The organism is Arthrobacter sp. BG3, from assembly GCF_056680185.1.
Window position 1 is genome coordinate 3,290,452 of the sequence record NZ_CM155270.1, and the last position, 18,091, is coordinate 3,308,542.

Annotated in this window: 14 protein-coding genes; 9 read left to right on the forward strand and 5 right to left on the reverse strand. The window is 65.3% G+C overall.

The window, feature by feature from the left end:
* Positions 1-30 precede the first annotated feature (30 nt).
* Positions 31-885: a polyphosphate kinase 2 family protein gene (locus tag AC1MFL_RS14820; RefSeq protein WP_479810656.1), complete on the forward strand. Its 855-nt coding sequence runs from the start codon at positions 31-33 to the stop codon at positions 883-885.
* 14 nt (positions 886-899) lie between these two features.
* On the opposite strand, the gene AC1MFL_RS14825 is transcribed toward AC1MFL_RS14820, so the two are convergent.
* Together AC1MFL_RS14825 and xseA are read right to left on the reverse strand one after the other, a co-directional pair.
* Complete coding sequence (locus AC1MFL_RS14825) at positions 900-1,130, reverse strand: exodeoxyribonuclease VII small subunit (RefSeq protein WP_301224891.1); 231 nt, start codon at positions 1,128-1,130, stop codon at positions 900-902.
* Positions 1,131-1,186: 56 nt separating this feature from the next.
* Complete coding sequence (gene xseA, locus AC1MFL_RS14830) at positions 1,187-2,473, reverse strand: exodeoxyribonuclease VII large subunit (protein ID WP_479810658.1); 1,287 nt, start codon at positions 2,471-2,473, stop codon at positions 1,187-1,189.
* A 233-nt stretch (positions 2,474-2,706) separates the two neighbouring features.
* Here xseA and AC1MFL_RS14835 point away from each other — a divergent pair, with 233 nt between their 5' ends.
* Both AC1MFL_RS14835 and AC1MFL_RS14840 read left to right on the forward strand, forming a co-directional pair.
* Positions 2,707-3,564, forward strand: coding sequence for a hypothetical protein (locus tag AC1MFL_RS14835; RefSeq protein WP_479810660.1), 858 nt, complete (start codon positions 2,707-2,709; stop codon positions 3,562-3,564).
* The gene (locus AC1MFL_RS14840) at positions 3,561-4,652 is read left to right on the forward strand and encodes a 4-hydroxy-3-methylbut-2-enyl diphosphate reductase (protein ID WP_226762026.1); all 1,092 of its coding nucleotides are present in this window, start codon (positions 3,561-3,563) and stop codon (positions 4,650-4,652) included. The genes AC1MFL_RS14835 and AC1MFL_RS14840 overlap by 4 nt, the downstream gene beginning before the upstream one ends.
* Here AC1MFL_RS14840 and AC1MFL_RS14845 read toward each other — a convergent pair.
* Positions 4,649-5,947, reverse strand: coding sequence for a DNA recombination protein RmuC (locus AC1MFL_RS14845; RefSeq protein ID WP_479810662.1), 1,299 nt, complete (start codon positions 5,945-5,947; stop codon positions 4,649-4,651). The two genes, AC1MFL_RS14840 and AC1MFL_RS14845, sit on opposite strands and share 4 nt — an antisense overlap.
* A gap of 117 nt (positions 5,948-6,064) precedes the next feature.
* On the opposite strand from AC1MFL_RS14845, the gene ychF reads away from it, so the two are divergent.
* Entirely contained in the window at positions 6,065-7,150 is a 1,086-nt protein-coding gene (gene ychF, locus AC1MFL_RS14850) for a redox-regulated ATPase YchF (protein WP_226762024.1), read from the forward strand.
* Positions 7,151-7,230: 80 nt separating this feature from the next.
* Here the strand turns inward: ychF and AC1MFL_RS14855 are convergent, their stop codons facing one another.
* Positions 7,231-8,298 carry an LLM class flavin-dependent oxidoreductase gene (locus AC1MFL_RS14855; RefSeq protein ID WP_479810664.1) on the reverse strand — a complete coding sequence of 356 codons (1,068 nt, stop codon included), beginning with the start codon at positions 8,296-8,298 and terminating at the stop codon, positions 7,231-7,233.
* Between the two features lie 569 nt (positions 8,299-8,867).
* Between AC1MFL_RS14855 and AC1MFL_RS14860 the strand changes: the two genes are divergently transcribed.
* The 3 genes from AC1MFL_RS14860 (at position 8,868) to AC1MFL_RS14870 (ending at position 13,463) form a co-directional block, all read left to right on the forward strand.
* The gene (locus AC1MFL_RS14860) at positions 8,868-10,649 is read left to right on the forward strand and encodes an ABC transporter family substrate-binding protein (protein ID WP_479810666.1); all 1,782 of its coding nucleotides are present in this window, start codon (positions 8,868-8,870) and stop codon (positions 10,647-10,649) included.
* Positions 10,650-10,827: 178 nt separating this feature from the next.
* Positions 10,828-12,369 carry an ABC transporter permease gene (locus AC1MFL_RS14865; protein WP_479810668.1) on the forward strand — a complete coding sequence of 514 codons (1,542 nt, stop codon included), beginning with the start codon at positions 10,828-10,830 and terminating at the stop codon, positions 12,367-12,369.
* A 26-nt stretch (positions 12,370-12,395) separates the two neighbouring features.
* On the forward strand, positions 12,396-13,463 hold the full coding sequence (locus AC1MFL_RS14870; RefSeq protein WP_479815484.1) for an ABC transporter permease: 1,068 nt from the start codon (positions 12,396-12,398) through the stop codon (positions 13,461-13,463).
* A gap of 39 nt (positions 13,464-13,502) precedes the next feature.
* On the opposite strand, the gene AC1MFL_RS14875 is transcribed toward AC1MFL_RS14870, so the two are convergent.
* Positions 13,503-14,132 (reverse strand): PH domain-containing protein, encoded by a 630-nt coding sequence (locus AC1MFL_RS14875; protein WP_479810670.1) that lies wholly within the window; start codon positions 14,130-14,132, stop codon positions 13,503-13,505.
* A 79-nt stretch (positions 14,133-14,211) separates the two neighbouring features.
* Between AC1MFL_RS14875 and AC1MFL_RS14880 the strand changes: the two genes are divergently transcribed.
* Positions 14,212-16,041 carry an ABC transporter ATP-binding protein gene (locus AC1MFL_RS14880; RefSeq protein ID WP_479810672.1) on the forward strand — a complete coding sequence of 610 codons (1,830 nt, stop codon included), beginning with the start codon at positions 14,212-14,214 and terminating at the stop codon, positions 16,039-16,041.
* 251 nt (positions 16,042-16,292) lie between these two features.
* Positions 16,293-17,933, forward strand: a complete 1,641-nt coding sequence (locus tag AC1MFL_RS14885; RefSeq protein ID WP_479810674.1) for a peptide ABC transporter substrate-binding protein — start codon at positions 16,293-16,295, stop codon at positions 17,931-17,933.
* The last annotated feature ends 158 nt before the right edge of the window (positions 17,934-18,091 follow it).

Below are 18,091 nucleotides of genomic sequence, written 5' to 3' on the forward strand. Positions count from 1 at the left end.
GAGGCTGCCCGAACCGGAAAGAGGCTTGTGATGGCGGACGTCGTGAGATTCAAGGACCACCCTTCTGACACCCTGAAGGTGGGCAAAGGCTTCAGCCTGAAAGCCGCGGATCCGGATTCCACCCCGGGCTATCCGGGGGATAAGAACGACGGCGAGGTGCTGCTCGCTGACCTGGATGACAACCTCGCCATGCTCCAGGAGCAGCTCTTCGCCGAGTCCCGCTTCGGCGGCACCAAACGCATCCTGCTGATCCTGCAGGCCATGGACACGGCCGGCAAAGGCGGGATCGTCACCCATGTCATGGGAGCCATGAACCCGCACGGCGTCCAGATGAAGTCGTTCAAGGCCCCCACCCCGGAGGAGAAGTCCTATGACTTCCTGTGGCGGATCGAGAAGGAAGTGCCGGCCGCCGGAATGGTGGGCGTCTTTGACCGGTCCCACTACGAGGACGTCCTGATCCACCGCGTCCACCGCTGGGCAGATCCGAAGGAACTCGAACGCCGCTACAACGCGATCAACGAATTCGAGGCCAGGCAGACGGCCGCCGGCACCAAGATCGTCAAGGTCATGCTCCACATCAGCCGGGACGAACAGAAGCAGCGGCTCCTCGCACGGCTGGATGAGCCGGCAAAGCTCTGGAAATACAGCAGCAACGACCTGAAGGAACGCGCGTTCTGGAGCGACTACATGGACGCCTACCAGAAGGCGTTCGAGAAGACGGGCACCGAGCTCGCCCCGTGGCACGTCGTGCCCGCCAACAAGAAGTGGTATGCCCGCATCGCCGTCCAGCAGCTGCTGCTCGACGCACTGGAAGGCCTCAAGCTGCAGTGGCCGGTTCCGGACCTGGACGTCGCGATGGAACGGGAACTGGTGGAGCGCTCCTGACCGGCGGCCTGCGGCTAGCTGTCCTGTGAGGGCTGGTCGCGGGCCGCGGCCAGCCGCTTGCGGGCCCCCTCCAGCCACTGTTCGCAGCGCTTGGCCAGCGCCTCGCCGCGTTCCCAGAGCGCGAGGGACTCCTCGAGGCTTGCTCCGCCGGCTTCGAGCCGGCTGACGACGCCGACGAGCTGCTCGCGGGCCTCCTCGTAGCTCAGGGACTCGATGTCGGCGTTGGGCTTTGTTTCTGCTGCCATGGCGTGCTGCTCCTTGCTGTGTCCCGCAGGACGGGTCGATCGGGTGGGCTGGTCCATCAGTCTTCGGCGGGTTCCTGGCCGCCGGTCGACTCCGCGGTGAACCGGCCCCCGGCGACGCGGACCGTCAGCGGCGTCCCCGAGGGTGCCTGGGCAGGGTGCCGCACCACGTCGCGGCGGGTGCCGGGTTCCTGGCCGCCATCGGCGAGCTGCACCACGGCGTACCCCCGGTCGAGGGTCTTCTGCGGCGAGAGGGCGCGGACCTGGGCCTTGAGGTGGACCAGCTGGTCCGCGGCCCGGACGACGGCGGTGGTGACGGCCGACTGGGAGCGGCCCTTGAGCCGTTCAATATCGTCGTGCCGGATGCTGACCATAACCTCGGGGGAGGCCAGCACCGGGCGGGAGCGCAGCGAGGCCAGCCGGTCCGTTTCACGTTCCACCAGCCGGGTGGCGCCGCGCCGGAGCTGGTCGCGGGCCTGACGCACGCGGGCGAGTTCCTCCACGACGTCCGGGACGATCCGCTTCGCAGCGTCGGTGGGCGTGGAGGCGCGCAGGTCCGCGACATCGTCCAGGATCGGCCGGTCCGCCTCGTGGCCGATCGCACTCACCACCGGGGTTGACGCCCCGGATACCGCCCGGATAAGTTCCTCATTGCTGAAGGGCAGCAGATCCTCCAGGGCGCCGCCGCCGCGGGCGATGACGATGACGTCCACCTCGGGGTGCGCGTCCAGTTCGCGCAGCGCGGCAATGATCTGCGCGACGGCGGTGTTGCCTTGGACGGCCACCTCACGGACTTCGAATTCGACGGCGGGCCAGCGCAGGGCGGCGTTGCGCAGCACGTCCTTCTTGGCGTCCGAGTCGCGGCCGGTGATCAGGCCGATCCGGTGGGGGAGCAGGGGCAGGGGCTTCTTGCGGGCGTCGGAGAACAGCCCTTCCGCGGCCAGGGCGTGGCGCAGCCGCTCGATTCTGGCGAGCAGATCCCCTAGCCCCACCGGCCGGATGTCCTTCACGGACATGCTCAGCCGGCCCGTCTTGAGCCAGAACTCCGCCTTGAGCAGCGCCACGACCCGGGAGCCGCGTTCCAGCGGGATGTCCTGCCGGTCCAGCACCTTGGTCCAGACGGAGGCGGGCAGGGAAATCTCAGCGTCGACGTCCCGCAGCGTCAGGTAGGCGTTGGTCCCGCGCCGGTTCAGTTCGATGACCTGTCCCTCGACCCACGCGGACGGGGCACGGTCGATGTGCATCTTGAGTTTCTGGGACAGCAGCTGCAGCGGCCAGGGGTTTTCCGGGCTGGTTTCCGCAGCCGTGCCCGGAACCGTCGTGGCCGCCGCGACGTCTTCAGACATGCCGGTGCCCCTGGGCGGAGATGGCCTTGTACATACGGGTGGGTGTCCTTTGCCGGGGCGGTGCTGTCCGCAGGCAAACCCCCGGCGATTGCGCGTCAGGAGGGGCCACCGGCAGACAGCTCGAACTTGTCGGTTTCAACTCTATCCATAGCTCTATCACCGGGGACCGACTTTATCGTTCCGCACGCCGCCCCCGTAGGATGGCACTACCCACCAACCAACTAGGAATTCTTGTGCGCACTTTTGTCTCGGCCGTAGCAGTACTCATTGGGCTTGTCCTTGCGGCGGTCGCCGTTCCGGCCATGTGGGTGGACCGGAACATCGTCCAGGAGGACGGCTTCGTGGCGTTCACCGCCCCGCTGGGCAAAGACCCTGTGTTCCAGCAGCGGCTTGCTTCGGCCGCCGTCGGCAGCCTCGGCGCGGAGCGGATCCCCGAAGGGCTGAGTGGGCTGGTCACGCCAATCCTGAAGAGCGCGGCCCAGTCCCTGACCAGCATGCCCGGCTACCCCGATGCCTGGACTGAAACCCTGCGCAGGAGCCACCGGCTGAATTTCGCGGACCCCGCGACCCTGCCGGCCGGTGCCGGCGCTGCCACCTCGCTGACCCTGGACCTTGCGCCCCTCGTCGGCCTGGTGGCGAAACAGGTGGCGGACGCGACCACCCTGCCGCTGGAGGCGCCCGACCAGCTGCTGATCACCATCGGTCAGCCCGAGCACCGGCAGATCCTTGAGCGGATATCCGCCTACGCACCGATGGGCTACGCCGCGGCCGTCGGCGCGCTCATCGCCTTCGCCCTCGCCTTCGTCGCCGCCCGGCGGCGCTGGACTGTCCTGGCCGGTATCGGAATCGGAGCCCTTGTGCTGGCCGGCGCCTGGACACTGGCCGCCGGCACCGTCGGCGCTGCGGTGGCGCGAACCAGCAGCGGGAACGAAGTTGCGGAGATCTTCAAGAGCGAGTTCGTCTCGGCCGCCAGCTCAAGTTTCGCCCAGTGGACAATGGTGACCGCCGTGGCCGGCGGCGTCCTGCTTGCCGCCGGAATCGTCCTGCGCTTCGTCGGCGGGCGGCCCAACACCGGTAGCATTGGGGGATGACCTCCACCGCTGTATCCATTCCGATGCCAACCGTTCCGCGCCGGCGGCGTACGCCGGAGGACGTGCTGGCGGCTGCCGCCGTCTCCGGCCCGAAGAAGGTCCTGCTCGCCGCCCCGCGCGGCTACTGCGCCGGCGTCGACCGTGCGGTCATCGCGGTGGAAAAAGCCTTGGAGCATTACGGCCCGCCGGTCTACGTGCGCAAGCAGATCGTCCACAACGTGCATGTCGTCAGCTCGCTCGAGGAAAAGGGCGCGATTTTCGTTGACGAGACCGATGAGGTCCCCGAGGGCGCCTTGGTGATCTTCTCCGCCCACGGTGTCTCACCTGCCGTGGTGCAGTCTGCCGAGGACCGGGGGCTGCGGACCATCGACGCCACCTGCCCCCTCGTGACCAAGGTGCACAAGGAGGCGGTGCGTTTCGCGAAGGACGACTTCGACATCCTGTTGATTGGCCACGACGGCCACGAGGAAGTCGAAGGAACCGCCGGCGAAGCCCCCGAACACATCCAGATCATCAACGGACCGCATGAGGTCGACAAGGTCACGGTCCGGGACCCGGAGAAGGTCATCTGGCTTTCCCAGACCACCCTCAGCGTCGACGAAACCATGGAAACGGTCCGGCTCCTCAAGGAGCGGTTTCCGACCCTGCAGGATCCGCCCAGCGACGACATCTGCTATGCGACCACCAACCGGCAGGTCGCCATCAAGAAGATCTCGCCGCAGGCTGACCTGGTGATTGTGGTCGGATCGGCCAACTCGTCGAACTCGGTCCGGCTCGTGGAGGTGGCCCTGGAGTACGGCGCGAAGGCCTCCTACCGCGTGGACTTCGCCAATGAGGTGGACGAGTCCTGGTTTGAGGGTGTGGCCACCGTCGGCGTGACCTCGGGCGCCTCCGTCCCGGAGGTCCTGGTCAAGGACGTCCTGCGGCTGCTCGCCGACTACGGCTACGGCTCGGTCGAGGAAGTCGTCACGGCGGAGGAGGACCTGCTCTTCTCGCTGCCGAAGGAACTCCGCGCCACGCTGAAGCAGGCCGGCGACGTGACCCGCGCCCTCGGCGGCCGCGGCTCACGCCCCGCCCAGACCTCCTAGGCCGCGGACTCGCGGTCCTCGTCGGCGGCATCGCCCGCGGTTCCGTTCGCCGACCGGCTGCCGGACCCGATTGCCGGACCGTTCCCGGGCTGGAGTTCCGGGGCAGCCACGGAACGCGGTGTCACCTCCACAGCTGCGGGCGTGGTCAGCCCCGCCGCATCCAGGGCGTTGAGCTTCCGTGCCGTCGGGAGCACCCGGGCCTCCAGCGTTCCCACCATGGAGTTGTAGCGGTCAACTGACGTTTTGAGCGAGGCGCCGAGCTTGGTGACATTCTCGCCGAGGGTTCCCATCCGCTCATAGAGCTGGTGGGCGAGTTCGAAAAGCTCCCGCGCGCTGTCCGTCAGCACGTCCTGGCGCCAGGTGAAGGCGACGGACTTCAGGACCGCCAGCAGGGTCGACGGGCTGGCCAGCACCACGTTCCTGGACAGGGCGTAATCAAGCAGCGCCGGGTCCGCGGACAGCGCGGCCGCCAGAATCGACTCGGCCGGCAGGAAGCAGACCACAAGTTCCGGGGAGTTGCCCGGAATGTCCCAGTATTTCTTGTTGCTTAGCGCGTCCACGTGAGCCTTCAGGGCCTTGGCGTGGGCCAGCAGGTGGGCCTGCTGGCCACCCAGCGACTGCGCGTGCAGCTGCCCGCTGGCGGACGCGCCCAGCTCCTGTGCCGCCAGGTACGAGGAGAGCGGCACCTTGGCGTCGACGACGAGCTGCTTCTGGCCCGGAAGCTGGACGACGAGGTCGGGCCGGACGCTGGTGTCCGCTGCGGCGCCCTGCGTCTGCCCGCTGTGCACCTGCTCGTGGAAATCAACGTGGCGCAGCATCCCTGCCGCCTCGACCACGCGGCGCAACTGCACCTCGCCCCACTGGCCGCGGGCGCTGTTGGACCGCAGTGCGGACTCCAGCGCATGCGTTGAGCGCAGCAGCTGTTCGTCGGACAGCCGGGCCTCCTGGAGCTGCTGCGCCAGCTGGCCATACTGCTCCAGGCGGTCGCGCTCCAGGAGCGACACCTGCTGCTGGACCGCGGTGAGCTTTTCGGCCACCGGCGCCAGGGCACGCAGCACGCTGCCGTCCTGGTTCCGGGACTCGCCGAGTTCCCGGTTCTGGGCAGCCAGCAGCCGCCTTTCGGCGTCGGCCGCGGCGAACTGCGCGCTGACCTCCGAGAGCCGGCCCGACACGGCGTCGAAGTCCTGCTCCACCGCCTGGGTGCGGCGGCGGACCAGCAGGTAGACCACGGCGGCGCCGGCGACCGCGCCGACCAGAAGCATCAGAAGGGAAAGAATCAGTGCAAAAGCGTCCATGCCTTCACTTTGGCACGCCCCTGTGACAGTTTCGGGCCGACTCCCTGTTGGCGGTGAACCAGGCGCCGGACGGGCCGTCGTGGAGGACCCCGGCGGCAGCAGGTAGAATTAGTACTCGTGGCTCTTACTATTGGCATCGTCGGACTGCCCAACGTCGGCAAATCAACTCTTTTCAACGCACTGACCCGCAACCAGGTGCTCGCAGCGAACTACCCGTTCGCCACGATCGAGCCGAACGTCGGCGTCGTCAGCCTTCCGGATCCGCGGCTTGCCAAGCTGGCCGCCGTCTTCGGATCCCAGCGCCTCCTGCCCGCACCGGTGTCGTTCGTGGACATCGCCGGGATCGTCAAGGGCGCGTCGGAGGGCGAAGGCCTGGGAAACAAGTTCCTCGCCAACATCCGTGAGGCCGAGGCCATCGTCCAGGTTGTCCGCGTGTTCGATGACCCCGACGTCATCCACGTCGACGGCAAGGTGGACCCCCGGTCCGACATGGAGACGATCAACACTGAGCTGATCCTGGCTGACCTTCAGACCATCGAAAACGCCATTCCCCGGATCGAAAAAGAAGTCAAGATCAAGAAGCGGGAAGCCGGCGAACTGGCCGCCATCAAGGCGGCCCAGACGGTGCTGGAACGCGGCGACACCATCTTCGCCTCGGTCAAGAGCGACAAACTGGAGATGGAGCACCTCAGGGAGCTCAGCCTCCTGACCGCCAAGCCCTTCATTTACGTCTTCAACGCGGACGAGGGCATCCTGGGCAGCCCGGAGAAGCAGGAAGAACTCCGGACCCTGGTTGCCCCGGCGGACGCCATCTTCCTCGACGCCAAGCTGGAGTCAGACCTCGTTGAGCTGGATGAGGAAGAGGCCCGCGAAATGCTCGAAATGAACGGGCAGGACGAATCCGGACTCGACCAGCTGGCCCGCGTCGGCTTCCACACCCTCGGGCTGCAGACCTACCTGACGGCAGGACCGAAGGAAACCCGGGCCTGGACCATCCACCAGGGCGACACGGCCCCGCAGGCCGCCGGTGTGATCCACTCGGATTTCCAGCGCGGTTTCATCAAGGCCGAAGTCGTCTCCTTCGATGACCTCATCGAAGCCGGGTCCATGGCCGAGGCGAAGTCCCGCGGCAAGGTCCGCATTGAAGGCAAGGAATACGTCATGGCCGACGGCGACGTCGTGGAGTTCCGCTTCAACGTCTAGCCCACACCACTAAAATCGCGTCCCGGCACGGCCGGGGCGCGATTTTTTTGTGAACACTTTTAGTCCCCGCTGATTTATCGTCAGCACGGTGTGTTCCCCGCTTGCTCAACCCCCGCCTGGGTCCATCCCAGGGCAGGACCCAGCTTGGTGGCCATGTCGGTGAGGATTTGGACGTAGTCCTCATGGTCAAAGCTGAAAGGCAGCGCGAACGCCACCTCATCGACCTCCAGGAACCCCGCGTGGGCGTACAACTGTTCGGCAATCTGGTCGCTGGTGCCGATGAGATCGGGGGCGAACAGCATACCTTTTGGCCCCTGGGGTGCCCGGGTACGGGGAGTGCGTTCATCAACGTATCGTTGGTACTTTTCCCGCTGTGTCGCTGAAGCCGAATCGGTCGGAATCACCACCAGACCCTGCGAGACCCGGGCTGGTCCGTGCGGTTGCGCTGATGTCGCGGCGGCTTCACGGTAGGCACGGATTTGTGATTGCTGGATATGGGCAAACGGCGGTTCCTGACCAGTCTCGGGGAAGATCACACTGCTGGAGAGCAGATTGAATCCGTTGGCCCCTGCCCAGATGGCGGACCTCTTGCTTGCCGCCCCATACCAAAGTCGTCCGCGCAGCCCCGAAGAGTGCGGCTCCACGCGGTTGGAGAATTCCTCGACGACACCCTGCTTGCCGGAAAATTCCCGGAGCGGTTCCCCTGCAATCAGACGGGCAAGCCGGTCCAGGCGTGCGTAGCCGAAGTCCTCCAGCTCGGCGGAATCCGGGTACAACTCATGCTTCACCGTGTCGTAGTGCATCGGTTCACCCACGCTCAGCCCGGGATTGATTCGGCCGCCGGCGAGCAGATCCACCGTGGCCAGGTCCTCGGCCAGGCGCAACGGGTTTTCCCAGCCCATCGGCGTCACAGCGGTTCCAAGCTCGATCCGCGAGGTCCGCTGGCTGGCCGCGGCCATGACTGCAACGGGCGAGGAGATTCCAAACTGCAGATGGCGGTGGCGCAGCCAGGCGCTGTCGAATCCAAGCCGCTCGCCCAGTTCGATGATCTGCAACGTCGATTCGTGCCCCGCGGCTGGATCCGCCGGATCGAACAGGCCGATCGTGAGGAATCCAAGCTTGCGCAGCGGTCGTGAGGAGTCGGGCATGAGCCTCCTTCAGGGATCGGTGTACGGCTGATGCCCATGATAGGTGGGGGACCAAGGGGCGATACCGACAACGGTGGGAAGTTACCCTCCAAGACATTACCTCCGGAACTGGGCCGTTCGTCAGGAGCAGCCCGCCATCCCAGGCCAAGTTTGGGCAGCGACGGGGATATCTCGGCGGGGTGCCGGGTGGGCCATGTGAGATTGACCTGCCACCGACTGTTGTCGGGTTCGGCTTCAACGTGTTACGGCATGATGATTTCATCAAGTAATTAAGGATTAACTCGAAAAGCCCCGATTCCAGAATCGGGGCTTTTCCTGTGCCCGGGGACATTAGCGCGGAGCGACCAGCGCGTCAATACTCAGTATGGAATTCGGCCGGTGAAAATCCGTCGAATGTTGCAGCTCGGTAACGAACTTTACAGCTGGTCAACTTTCCGCGCCCATCGATCATTTTGGGGTTTACGCTACATCCCATGTGAGACGGGCCACACTGCCGCTGGGGGAGTGTGAACGTCTGCCGGTGCCTACGGGACCCGGTCTCAACCACACCACAGAAACAAGGAGGCGGAATGCGATTCGGTCGTATTTCCAAAGCAGTGGGCGTGGCAGCAGCAGCTGCTCTCGCCCTCAGCGCTTGCGCCGGCAACAGCGGCGGGACAACCCCGACGACTGCTGCGGCAGCAGGCAAGACAGGCGGATCGGCAACCGTAGTAGAGGTGAACGCTTTCAACACGTTCAACCCCAACACGGCCGACGGCAACACGGACATCAACTCGAAGATCAGCTACGCCACGCACTCGGGCTTCTTCTACATCGACAACAAGCTGAACGTCGTGCGGAACGAGAAGTTCGGCAAGATGGAGAAGTCCTCGGACGATCCGCTGACCGTTAAGTACACCATCAATGACGGTGTGAAGTGGTCAGACGGCACGCCGGTCACCACTGCCGACCTCCTGCTGCAGTGGGCCGCCTTCTCCGGCTACTACAACGACGCCGACGCCAAGGCAAAGACCGGAACGTCCTACTTCTCGTACGCCGGGGACCCCACCGGCATCGCCCTGACGGATTTCCCGGAGCTCAGTGACGACGGCAAGTCCATGACGATCAAGTACTCCAAGCCTTTCGCCGACTGGGAAATCGCGCTCGGCGGACCCGGCATCGACATCCCGGCCCACGTTCTCGCCAAGAAGGCCGGCCTGACGGACGCCAAGGCATTCGTTGCCCTCCTCAAAGGCATGCCGCGCGGCGACAAAGCGGCTCCCAAGCCGGCCAACGCGCAGCTCCAGGCCATGTCCGAGCTGTGGAACACCGGTTTCGACACCAAGACCCTGCCGGCGGACCCGAGCCTGTACCTCTCCAACGGCCCTTACATCGTCAAGGGTGTCAACCAGGACCAGTCCCTGACCATGGTCAAGAACAAGGACTACGCCTGGGGCCCGGAAGCGAAGCTCGACGAAATCACCGTCCGCTACATCGGCGATTCCGCCGCCCAGGTCCAGGCGCTCAAGAACGGCGAGGCAGACATCATCGCCCCGCAGGCTTCCGCTGACACGGTGGAGCAGCTCAAGACCCTGGAAAGCCAGGGCGTCACGGTCGAGGTGGGCAACCAGCTCTCCTACGACCACATCGACCTGAACTACAGCGGACCCTTCGCCGACAAGAATGTCCGTGAGGCGTTCATGAAGTCCGTTCCGCGCAAGGACATCGTCGACAAGATCGTCAAGAAGCTTGACCCGAAGGCTGCGCCGCTGGACTCCCAGCTGTTCGTGCCGGACCAGGCCTCATACGCCGATTCGGTCAAGAACAACGGATCCTCGGCCTACCAGGCCGTTGACATCGAAGGCGCCAAGAAGCTCCTCAACGGTGCCACCCCGGAAGTCCGCGTCATGTACAACAAGGACAACCCCAACCGTGTTGACGCCTACTCGCTGATCCGCGAATCCGCCACCAAGGCCGGCTTCAAGATTGTCGACGGCGGCCTCGGAAAGTCTGACTGGGGCAAGGCCCTCGGCGACGGCTCCTACGATGCCACCATCTTCGGCTGGATCAACTCGGGCGTCGGCGTTTCCGGCGTCCCGCAGATCTTCAAGACCGGCAACGACTCCAACTTCAACATGTTCAGCGATCCCGACGCCGACAAGCTGATGGACGAACTGATTGTCACCACGGACAAGACCAAGCAGAATGAACTCATCACCCAGATCGACAAGAAGATCTGGGACTCCGCCTACGGACTCCCGCTCTTCCAGGCAGTCGGCGTGGACGCGTACAGCGACCGCATCACCGGCGTGAAGTACATGCCGAACCAGACCGGTGTCTGGTGGAACTTCTGGGAGTGGGCTCAGAAGTAGCCGACGACCGCACGTAGCATTTGCCGGAAAGGCGTCGGGACCAGGGCACGAACGGTCCCGACGCCTTTCTGGCGACACCCCCGATGCCTTGGCCCGCGCCGCGTTGTCTGCGGGAAAAGGCCAGAGTCTGCGACTGGTCCGGGCAATCCCTGGGCCCGAATACCGAGGTTCGATTCCAATGGTGACCTACATAGTCCGGCGGCTCATCACGGCCGCCCTCATCCTTCTCGGCGCTTCCTTCCTGGTGTATCTCCTGACAGCGGCCTCGGGGGATCCGCTCGAGGAGTACCGCGCCAGCAGCGCGCCCAACAAACAGCAGCTGATCGACGCGCGGACCGAACTCCTGCAGCTGGACACTCCCGCCCCGCTGCGGTACTTCAAATGGCTCGGCGGTGCGGCGCAATGTCTCATCCCCTTCGCCAACTCCTGCGATCTCGGCAAGAACATCGCCGGCCAGCCCATCACCGACGCCCTGGGGCACGCACTGATCCAGACCCTGACCCTGGTCACCGGCGCCACCATTCTGGCCATCCTGATCGGCATCACCCTGGGCATCGTCACCGCCCTGCGCCAGTACAGCACGCTGGACTACGGCGTGACGTTCATGGCGTTCCTGTTCTTCTCCCTGCCGATCTTCTGGGTCGCCGTCCTGCTCAAGGAATTCGGGGCGATCGGCTTCAATGACTTTCTCAGGAACCCCGATGTGCCCATGGCCACTGCGCTGGCCATCGGCGCCGTGGCCGGCGTCATAACGGCGGTGGCCGCCGGCGGCGCCATGAAGCGCAGGCTGCTCACCGGCGGCGTGGCCTTCCTGTTCGTGAGCGCCGTGCTGATCTACTTCTCCGCCACTGAATGGTTCAAGAACCCCGGACTCGGCCCCGTCGTCATCGCCATCGCGGGCGTCGGCATCGCGTTCGCCGTCACGCTGCTCTCGGCCGGCCTGAAAAACCGCAAGGCGCTGCAGTCCGCGCTGATCGCCGTCGGCGTCGGGCTCGTGGTCTACTTCCTGATCCAGCCGCTGCTCGACGAGGCCACGTTCCTGATGATGGTGCTGCTTGCCGTGGCGGCCGTGCTGGTCGGACTGGCCATCGGATTCCTGATGGGCGGCTACGACCGCGGCCAGTCCATGCGCGCGGCGGCCCTGACTTCCTTCCTGGTGGGATTCCTCATCATGCTGGACCGCTACATGCAGGCATGGCCCAGCTACTTCAACAACAGCCGGGTCCGCGGGCGCCCCATCGCCACCATCGGCGCCAGCACCCCGAACATCGAAGGTGATTTCTGGATCCTGAGCCTGGACTCCTTTACGCACCTGATCCTCCCGACCCTGGCACTGATCCTCATTTCACTCGCCGGCTACACCCGTTTCACCCGCGCCTCGATGCTGGAAATCATGAACATGGACTACATCCGGACCGCCCGGGCCAAGGGCCTCTCGGAACGCACCGTCGTCATGCGCCATGCCTTCCGGAATGCGCTGATTCCCATCGCCACCATTGTGGCGTTCGACATCGGCGGCCTGATCGGCGGCGCCGTTATCACCGAGTCGGTCTTCTCCGTCCGGGGGATGGGCTTCCTGTTCCTTGACGGCATCCAGCACATCGACCCCAACCCCGTCATGGGTGTCTTCATCTGCGTGGCCATTACGGCCATGGTCTTCAACCTCATTGCGGACCTAGCGTACTCCGCACTTGATCCACGGGTAAGGGTAAAAGCATGAGCCAGCCAAGCCAGCAGGACGAAATCATGGCCGAAAGCGCGGGGGTGGACGGCCCGGACGTGGTCGGCATCGAACCCATTCTTGAGGCTAAAGGCCTCAGCCAGGGCCAGATCGTACGCAAGCGGTTCCTCGGCCACTCCGGCGCGATCATCGGACTCGTGGTTTTCGCCATCATCTTCATCATGGCCTTCACCTCCGTCGGCTATGCGGGCATTCCCGGCTGGTGGAAGTACAGCCATGAGGACGTCTCCCCGCTGATCAACGACGGCGCCCCGACAGCCTCGATCATCCCGCCGGCCTGGGGGGAACACCCGTTCGGCCAGGACCGGATCGGCCGCGACCTCTTCGCCATGACCATGCGCGGGGCCCAGCAGTCGATCACCATCATGATCGTGATCGGCCTCATTGCCGGCCTGATCGGGGTCATCGTCGGCGCCCTGTCCGGCTACTTCCGCGGCTGGACCGAGGCCGTCCTGATGCGCCTCACCGACGTCATCATTATCATCCCCGCCCTGCTGCTGGCGGCCGTGATGGCGCAGCTGGCCGGACGGCGGGACTCGGGTAGCTGGTTCGCCTCCTTCGCCAGCAACAACGGCGTCCTCGCCATCGGGATCTTTCTGGGCCTGATTAGCTGGGTGGGCCTGGCCCGCCTGATGCGCGGTGAATTCCTGTCGCTGCGTGAACGTGAGTTCGTCGACGCGGCAAGGATCTCCGGTGCCAGCAACGCACGCATCATCTTCAAACACATCCTGCCCAACGCCGTTGGCGTGCTCATCGTCAACGTCACCCTGACCATGTCGGCCGCGATTTTGACCGAGACGGCCCTGAGCTACCTCGGCGTCGGCGTCAAGGCGCCGGACACCTCGCTGGGGCTGCTCATCTCGCAGAACCAGGCGGCCTTTGCGACCCGGCCGTGGCTCTTCTGGTTCCCGGGTCTGTTCATCGTGCTGATCTGCCTGAGCATCAACTTCATCGGCGATGGCCTGCGGGACGCGTTCGACCCGCGTCAGAAAAAGTTCAACGCCAAGAAGGCCGCGGAAATCGAAGTGGATCCGGCTCCGGTCACGGCGTTCGACGAACTCAAGGGCAAGTAGATGACGGTCCGGTTTCGAGCCGGGCGGCCGGGCTGCCGGCTACTGGCCGGCCACGGCCCAGTAGCTGGCCGCCAGCAGCAGCACGTCAATGATCATTGCCTTCCAGCGGTAAGTCACCGTCGCAGGGGTGACGGCGGCGTCGCCGGCCGCCAGCTGGCCGCTTTCGGCGAGGTCATCCCAGCGCTCCCGCACCAGCCGGGCCGCCTGGCCGGAGTCCGTGGACTTGAGATCCCCGGGCCGCACGGACCGGGCCGGCCCGTAGGTTGTGGCCGGAAGCCCCTGGAGGTCCTCCGGCCGGGCGTTCCGGCCGCCCCAGATCCCGGGCGCCGGGGCGGCCCACGACGTGTAGCTCTTCCCCGCTGTGACCAGGGTCAGGGCGAAACGCGTATCGACGTGCACCAGGGCCGCCCACGGAACCGTGATGGAGCGGAACGGGTTCTCCAGGCTGATCCCGGCGTCAGACACCACGACGGCGGGGAGCCAGAAGAGCTGCCAGCCCAGGAACGCGATCAGCACCAGCGGAGCGATGCCGGCCAGGGCACCGGGGCCGGGGGAGACCGCCATGGCCACGATGCCGACACCGGCCACCGCCCAGGACAGCCATGCGAACCATTTGTTCGTTCGGGCTTTGAAGATTTCAACTTTACCGGCGTGCGGCGCGGAGCTCATGCCCCCAATAATTCAGTATTCCGAGCCGCAGCACTAATCCCCGGTGCGCCTGCGGCCCGGACGGAAGGAAGACCCCATCATGACTGACTTCATCGCCCTCGACCCGGCCGTTACCCCGGCGCCTGAGCGGGGGGGACCCGTCCTCGAAGTGCGCAACCTCAGCGTGGACTTCGGTGTGGATAAGAAATGGGTCCCCGCAGCGATCGGCCTGAACTATGAGGTGCGCGCCGGTGAAGTGCTCGCGATCGTGGGGGAGTCCGGTTCGGGCAAAAGTGCCAGCTCGATGGCCCTGCTCGGCCTGCTGCCCAGCAACAGCCGCGTGACGGGAAGTGTCAAACTCGCCGGCCAGGAGCTGCTCGGCACGAACGAGGCCAACATCCGGGCGGTCCGTGGCAAGGAAGTGGCCGTGATCTTCCAAGAGCCCATGACGGCCCTGAACCCGGTCTACACCGTGGGCGCCCAGATCGTGGAGACCGTCCGGCTGCACAGCGAGGTTTCTCCGGACGAAGCCCGGCTGCGTGCCCTGCGGATGCTCGAGCTCGTGGAGCTGCCGGATCCGGAGAAGGCCTTCCGGTCCTACCCCCACCAGCTCTCCGGCGGCCAGCGGCAGCGCGCCATGATCGCCCAGTCCCTGTCCTGCGACCCGAAGCTGCTGATCGCCGACGAACCCACCACCGCCCTGGATGTGACGGTCCAGGCGGAAATCCTGGACCTCATGCGCAACCTGCGGAACAAGCTGGACAGCGCCATCGTCCTGATCACCCACGACATGGGCGTCGTGGCTGACCTGGCTGACCGGATTGCCGTGATGCGCCGCGGTGTGATCGTGGAAACCGGCACGGCGGCCGAGATCTTCCACAACCCGCAGCATGAGTACACCAAGGCCCTGCTCGCTGCCGTCCCGCACCTTGGCCAGGGCGGCGCGGACTCCGCCGGGGAAGTGGACGTGACCGCCGCCCTCGCCGCGGCAACCAAGGCCGAGCTCTCCTCGATCCCGGAAGATCAGCTCCTCCGGCGCGAACGTGAGAACGCCGAGGCCCTGGCCGCCGCCGAGGCCGCGAGGCCGCAGGGCGAGCCGGTGCTGGAACTGACGGACGTGGCGATCGAGTATCCCAAACAGGGCCGTGTTCCCGCATTCCGCGCCGTGGAGGGCGCCAACCTGGTCATCTATCCGGGACAGGTCGTCGGGCTGGTGGGGGAGTCAGGTTCGGGCAAGACCACGATCGGCCGTGCCGCCGTCGGTCTGCTGCCGGTCGCGGCCGGCACCATGAAGGTCGTCGGCCAGGACATCTCGGCCGCCAAACGGAACGGCCGGCAGCTTCATGAGATGCGCCGGCACGTCGGCATGGTGTTCCAGGACCCGTCGTCGTCGCTGAACCCGAGGCTTCCGATCGGCGAGAGCATCGGGGAGCCGATGTTCCTCGCAGGGGTGGCGAAAGGTGTCGAGCTGCAGAAGCGGATCGAGGAGCTGCTGGACCAGGTGGAGCTCCCGCGGAACTACCGCAACCGCTACCCGCACGAGCTCTCCGGCGGCCAGAAGCAGCGCGTCGGCATCGCGCGGGCACTCTCGCTCAAGCCGAAACTGATGGTCGCCGACGAGCCCACCTCGGCCCTGGATGTCTCCGTGCAGGCCAAGGTGCTCGATCTTTTCCAGAACCTGCAGAAGGAACTCGGGTTCGCCTGCCTGTTCGTCACCCACGACCTCGCCGTCGTGGACGTGCTTGCGGACCGGATCTGCGTGATGCAGCGCGGACGCATCGTCGAGCAGGGCACCCGGGACCAGATCCTGCGCAACCCGCAGGAACCCTACACCCAGCGCCTCCTGGCCGCAGTGCCGCTCCCCGATCCGGAAAAACAGCGGGAGCGCCGCGAGTTGCGCGCCCAATTGCTGGAGGCCGGAACGAGTTAACCGCCCCTAACCAGGCTGCCCCGGCGGCGAATTTTACCAGCCGGTAGCGTGTGACGTGAAATACATCGCGATTGACTCCATCGGTCACGCTTTTGTCGGGTCACGGTTTGGCAACAGAGTTCCAGCATCTGGACATCCTCGGGATAGGCTACTCGCATATGTAGGCCACGTCACAGGGGATATCCCTGTGCCTGCCTGCGGGGAAGCATAAGTCTTTCCCTCACGAACTCCCACAACTCATAGGAGGCGGAATGCGTTTTTCGCGCACTTCCACAGCACTGGGCCTGGCGGCTATCGCCGCTCTCGCCCTGTCCGGATGCGGCGCCGGTGGCACTGCCGCCGGTAGCGGCACCACCGGTGGCAACACCAGCAAAGTCATCCTCGCCGACGGCTCCGAGCCCCAGCGTCCGCTGATGCCGGCCGACACCAACGAGGTTGGCGGCGGCAAGGTCATCGACATGATCTTCGCGGGCCTGGTCAGCTACGACCCCAGCGGAAAGCCCGTCAACGAACTGGCTGAGTCCATTGAAGGCAAGGACGGCCAGCACTTCACCATCAAGGTCAAGAAGGACCAGAAGTTCACCAACGGCGAGGCCATCACGGCCAAGTCCTTCGTTGATTCCTGGAACTTCGGCGCGGCAGCCAAGAACGCGCAGCTCAGCGGCGGATTCTTCGAAAGCATCTTGGGCTACGACGAGGCCAGCGCAGAAGGCTCCACCGTCACCACCATGTCCGGCCTGAAGGTCGTTGACGACCAGACGTTCACCATCGAACTGAAGCAGCCTGAGTCTGACTGGCCGCTGCGCCTCGGCTACACCGCCTTCGTGCCGGTCCCCTCCGGCGCACTCGCGGACCCGAAGGGCTTCGGCGAAAAGCCGGTCGGCAACGGCCCCTACAAGCTTGCTGACGGCGGCTGGCAGCACAACGTGCAGATCCAGCTTGTCCCGAACCCGGACTACACCGGTCCCCGCAAGGCCAAGAACGCCGGCGTGACGTTCAAGATCTTCCAGAACGACGACGCCGCGTACCAGGACCTGCTGTCCAACAACCTGGACATCCTGCAGACCATCCCCACGAGCGCGCTGAAGAACTTCAAGTCCGACCTCGGCGACCGCACCATCAACAAGCCGTACGCCGGCAACCAGACCATCGCCATCCCGGAGTACCTGCCGGAATGGAGCGGTGAGGCCGGCAAGCTGCGCCGCCAGGCAATCTCGATGGCAATCAACCGCGACGAGATCACCAAGGTCATCTTCAGCGGCGCCCGCCAGCCCGCCAAGGACTTCACGGCCCCCGTGCTGGACGGCTACAGCGACTCGGTCCCCGGATCCGAGAACCTGAAGTTCGACGCCACCAAGGCCAAGGAGGCCTGGGCCAAGGCCGACGCCATCCAGAAGTGGGACTCCAACGAGACGTTCACCATTGCCTACAACGCCGACAAGGGCGGACACAAGGCATGGGTCGAAGCTGTCGTCAACCAGCTCAAGAACACCCTCGGCATCAAGGTTGAAGGCAAGCCCTACGCAACCTTCAAGGAAGCCCGCAACGACGCCACCGCCAAGACGCTGACCGGTTCCATCCGCGCCGGCTGGCAGGCAGACTACCCGTCGCTGTACAACTTCCTCGGCCCGATCTACAAGACCGGTGCCGGCTCCAACGACGCCAAGTACGCGAACCCGGAGTTCGACAAGGCTGTCTCCGACGGCCTGAACGCCTCGACCGTGGCTGATGGCAACAAGGCCATGAACAAGGCCCAGGAGATTCTTCTCCAGGACCTTCCGGCCATCCCCCTGTGGTACCAGGTTGCCCAGGGCGGCTGGAGCGACAAGGTCAGCAACGTTGACTACGGCTGGGACGGCGTCCCGCTGTACTACAACGTAACCGGCAAGTAACCACATAACGACGGCGGGGGCTGCCCAGACTGGGGCCTCCGCCGTCGTCGTGTTTTCCTGCATTTTTTGACGGCCCGGCTCTTCGGGCGAACTTTTAGTCGGCCGCCCGCCGTGAGTGAACCGGCGTCGGCCCGCATCCATAGTGAAAAGGTTCTTTG

Bases quoted from the DNA above. Each gene is read 5' to 3' on its own strand.
- AC1MFL_RS14845 (WP_479810662.1), bottom strand. From the start codon at position 5,947: ATGGACGCTTTTGCACTGATTCTTTCCCTTCTGATGCTTCTGGTCGGC.
- AC1MFL_RS14840 (WP_226762026.1), top strand. From the start codon at position 3,561: ATGACCTCCACCGCTGTATCCATTCCGATGCCAACCGTTCCGCGCCGG.
- AC1MFL_RS14825 (WP_301224891.1), bottom strand. From the start codon at position 1,130: ATGGCAGCAGAAACAAAGCCCAACGCCGACATCGAGTCCCTGAGCTAC.
- AC1MFL_RS14820 (WP_479810656.1), top strand. From the start codon at position 31: ATGGCGGACGTCGTGAGATTCAAGGACCACCCTTCTGACACCCTGAAG.
- AC1MFL_RS14865 (WP_479810668.1), top strand. From the start codon at position 10,828: ATGGTGACCTACATAGTCCGGCGGCTCATCACGGCCGCCCTCATCCTT.
- AC1MFL_RS14870 (WP_479815484.1), top strand. From the start codon at position 12,396: ATGGCCGAAAGCGCGGGGGTGGACGGCCCGGACGTGGTCGGCATCGAA.
- AC1MFL_RS14860 (WP_479810666.1), top strand. From the start codon at position 8,868: ATGCGATTCGGTCGTATTTCCAAAGCAGTGGGCGTGGCAGCAGCAGCT.
- AC1MFL_RS14875 (WP_479810670.1), bottom strand. From the start codon at position 14,132: ATGAGCTCCGCGCCGCACGCCGGTAAAGTTGAAATCTTCAAAGCCCGA.
- AC1MFL_RS14885 (WP_479810674.1), top strand. From the start codon at position 16,293: ATGCGTTTTTCGCGCACTTCCACAGCACTGGGCCTGGCGGCTATCGCC.
- AC1MFL_RS14880 (WP_479810672.1), top strand. From the start codon at position 14,212: ATGACTGACTTCATCGCCCTCGACCCGGCCGTTACCCCGGCGCCTGAG.
- xseA (WP_479810658.1), bottom strand. From the start codon at position 2,473: ATGTCTGAAGACGTCGCGGCGGCCACGACGGTTCCGGGCACGGCTGCG.
- AC1MFL_RS14855 (WP_479810664.1), bottom strand. From the start codon at position 8,298: ATGCCCGACTCCTCACGACCGCTGCGCAAGCTTGGATTCCTCACGATC.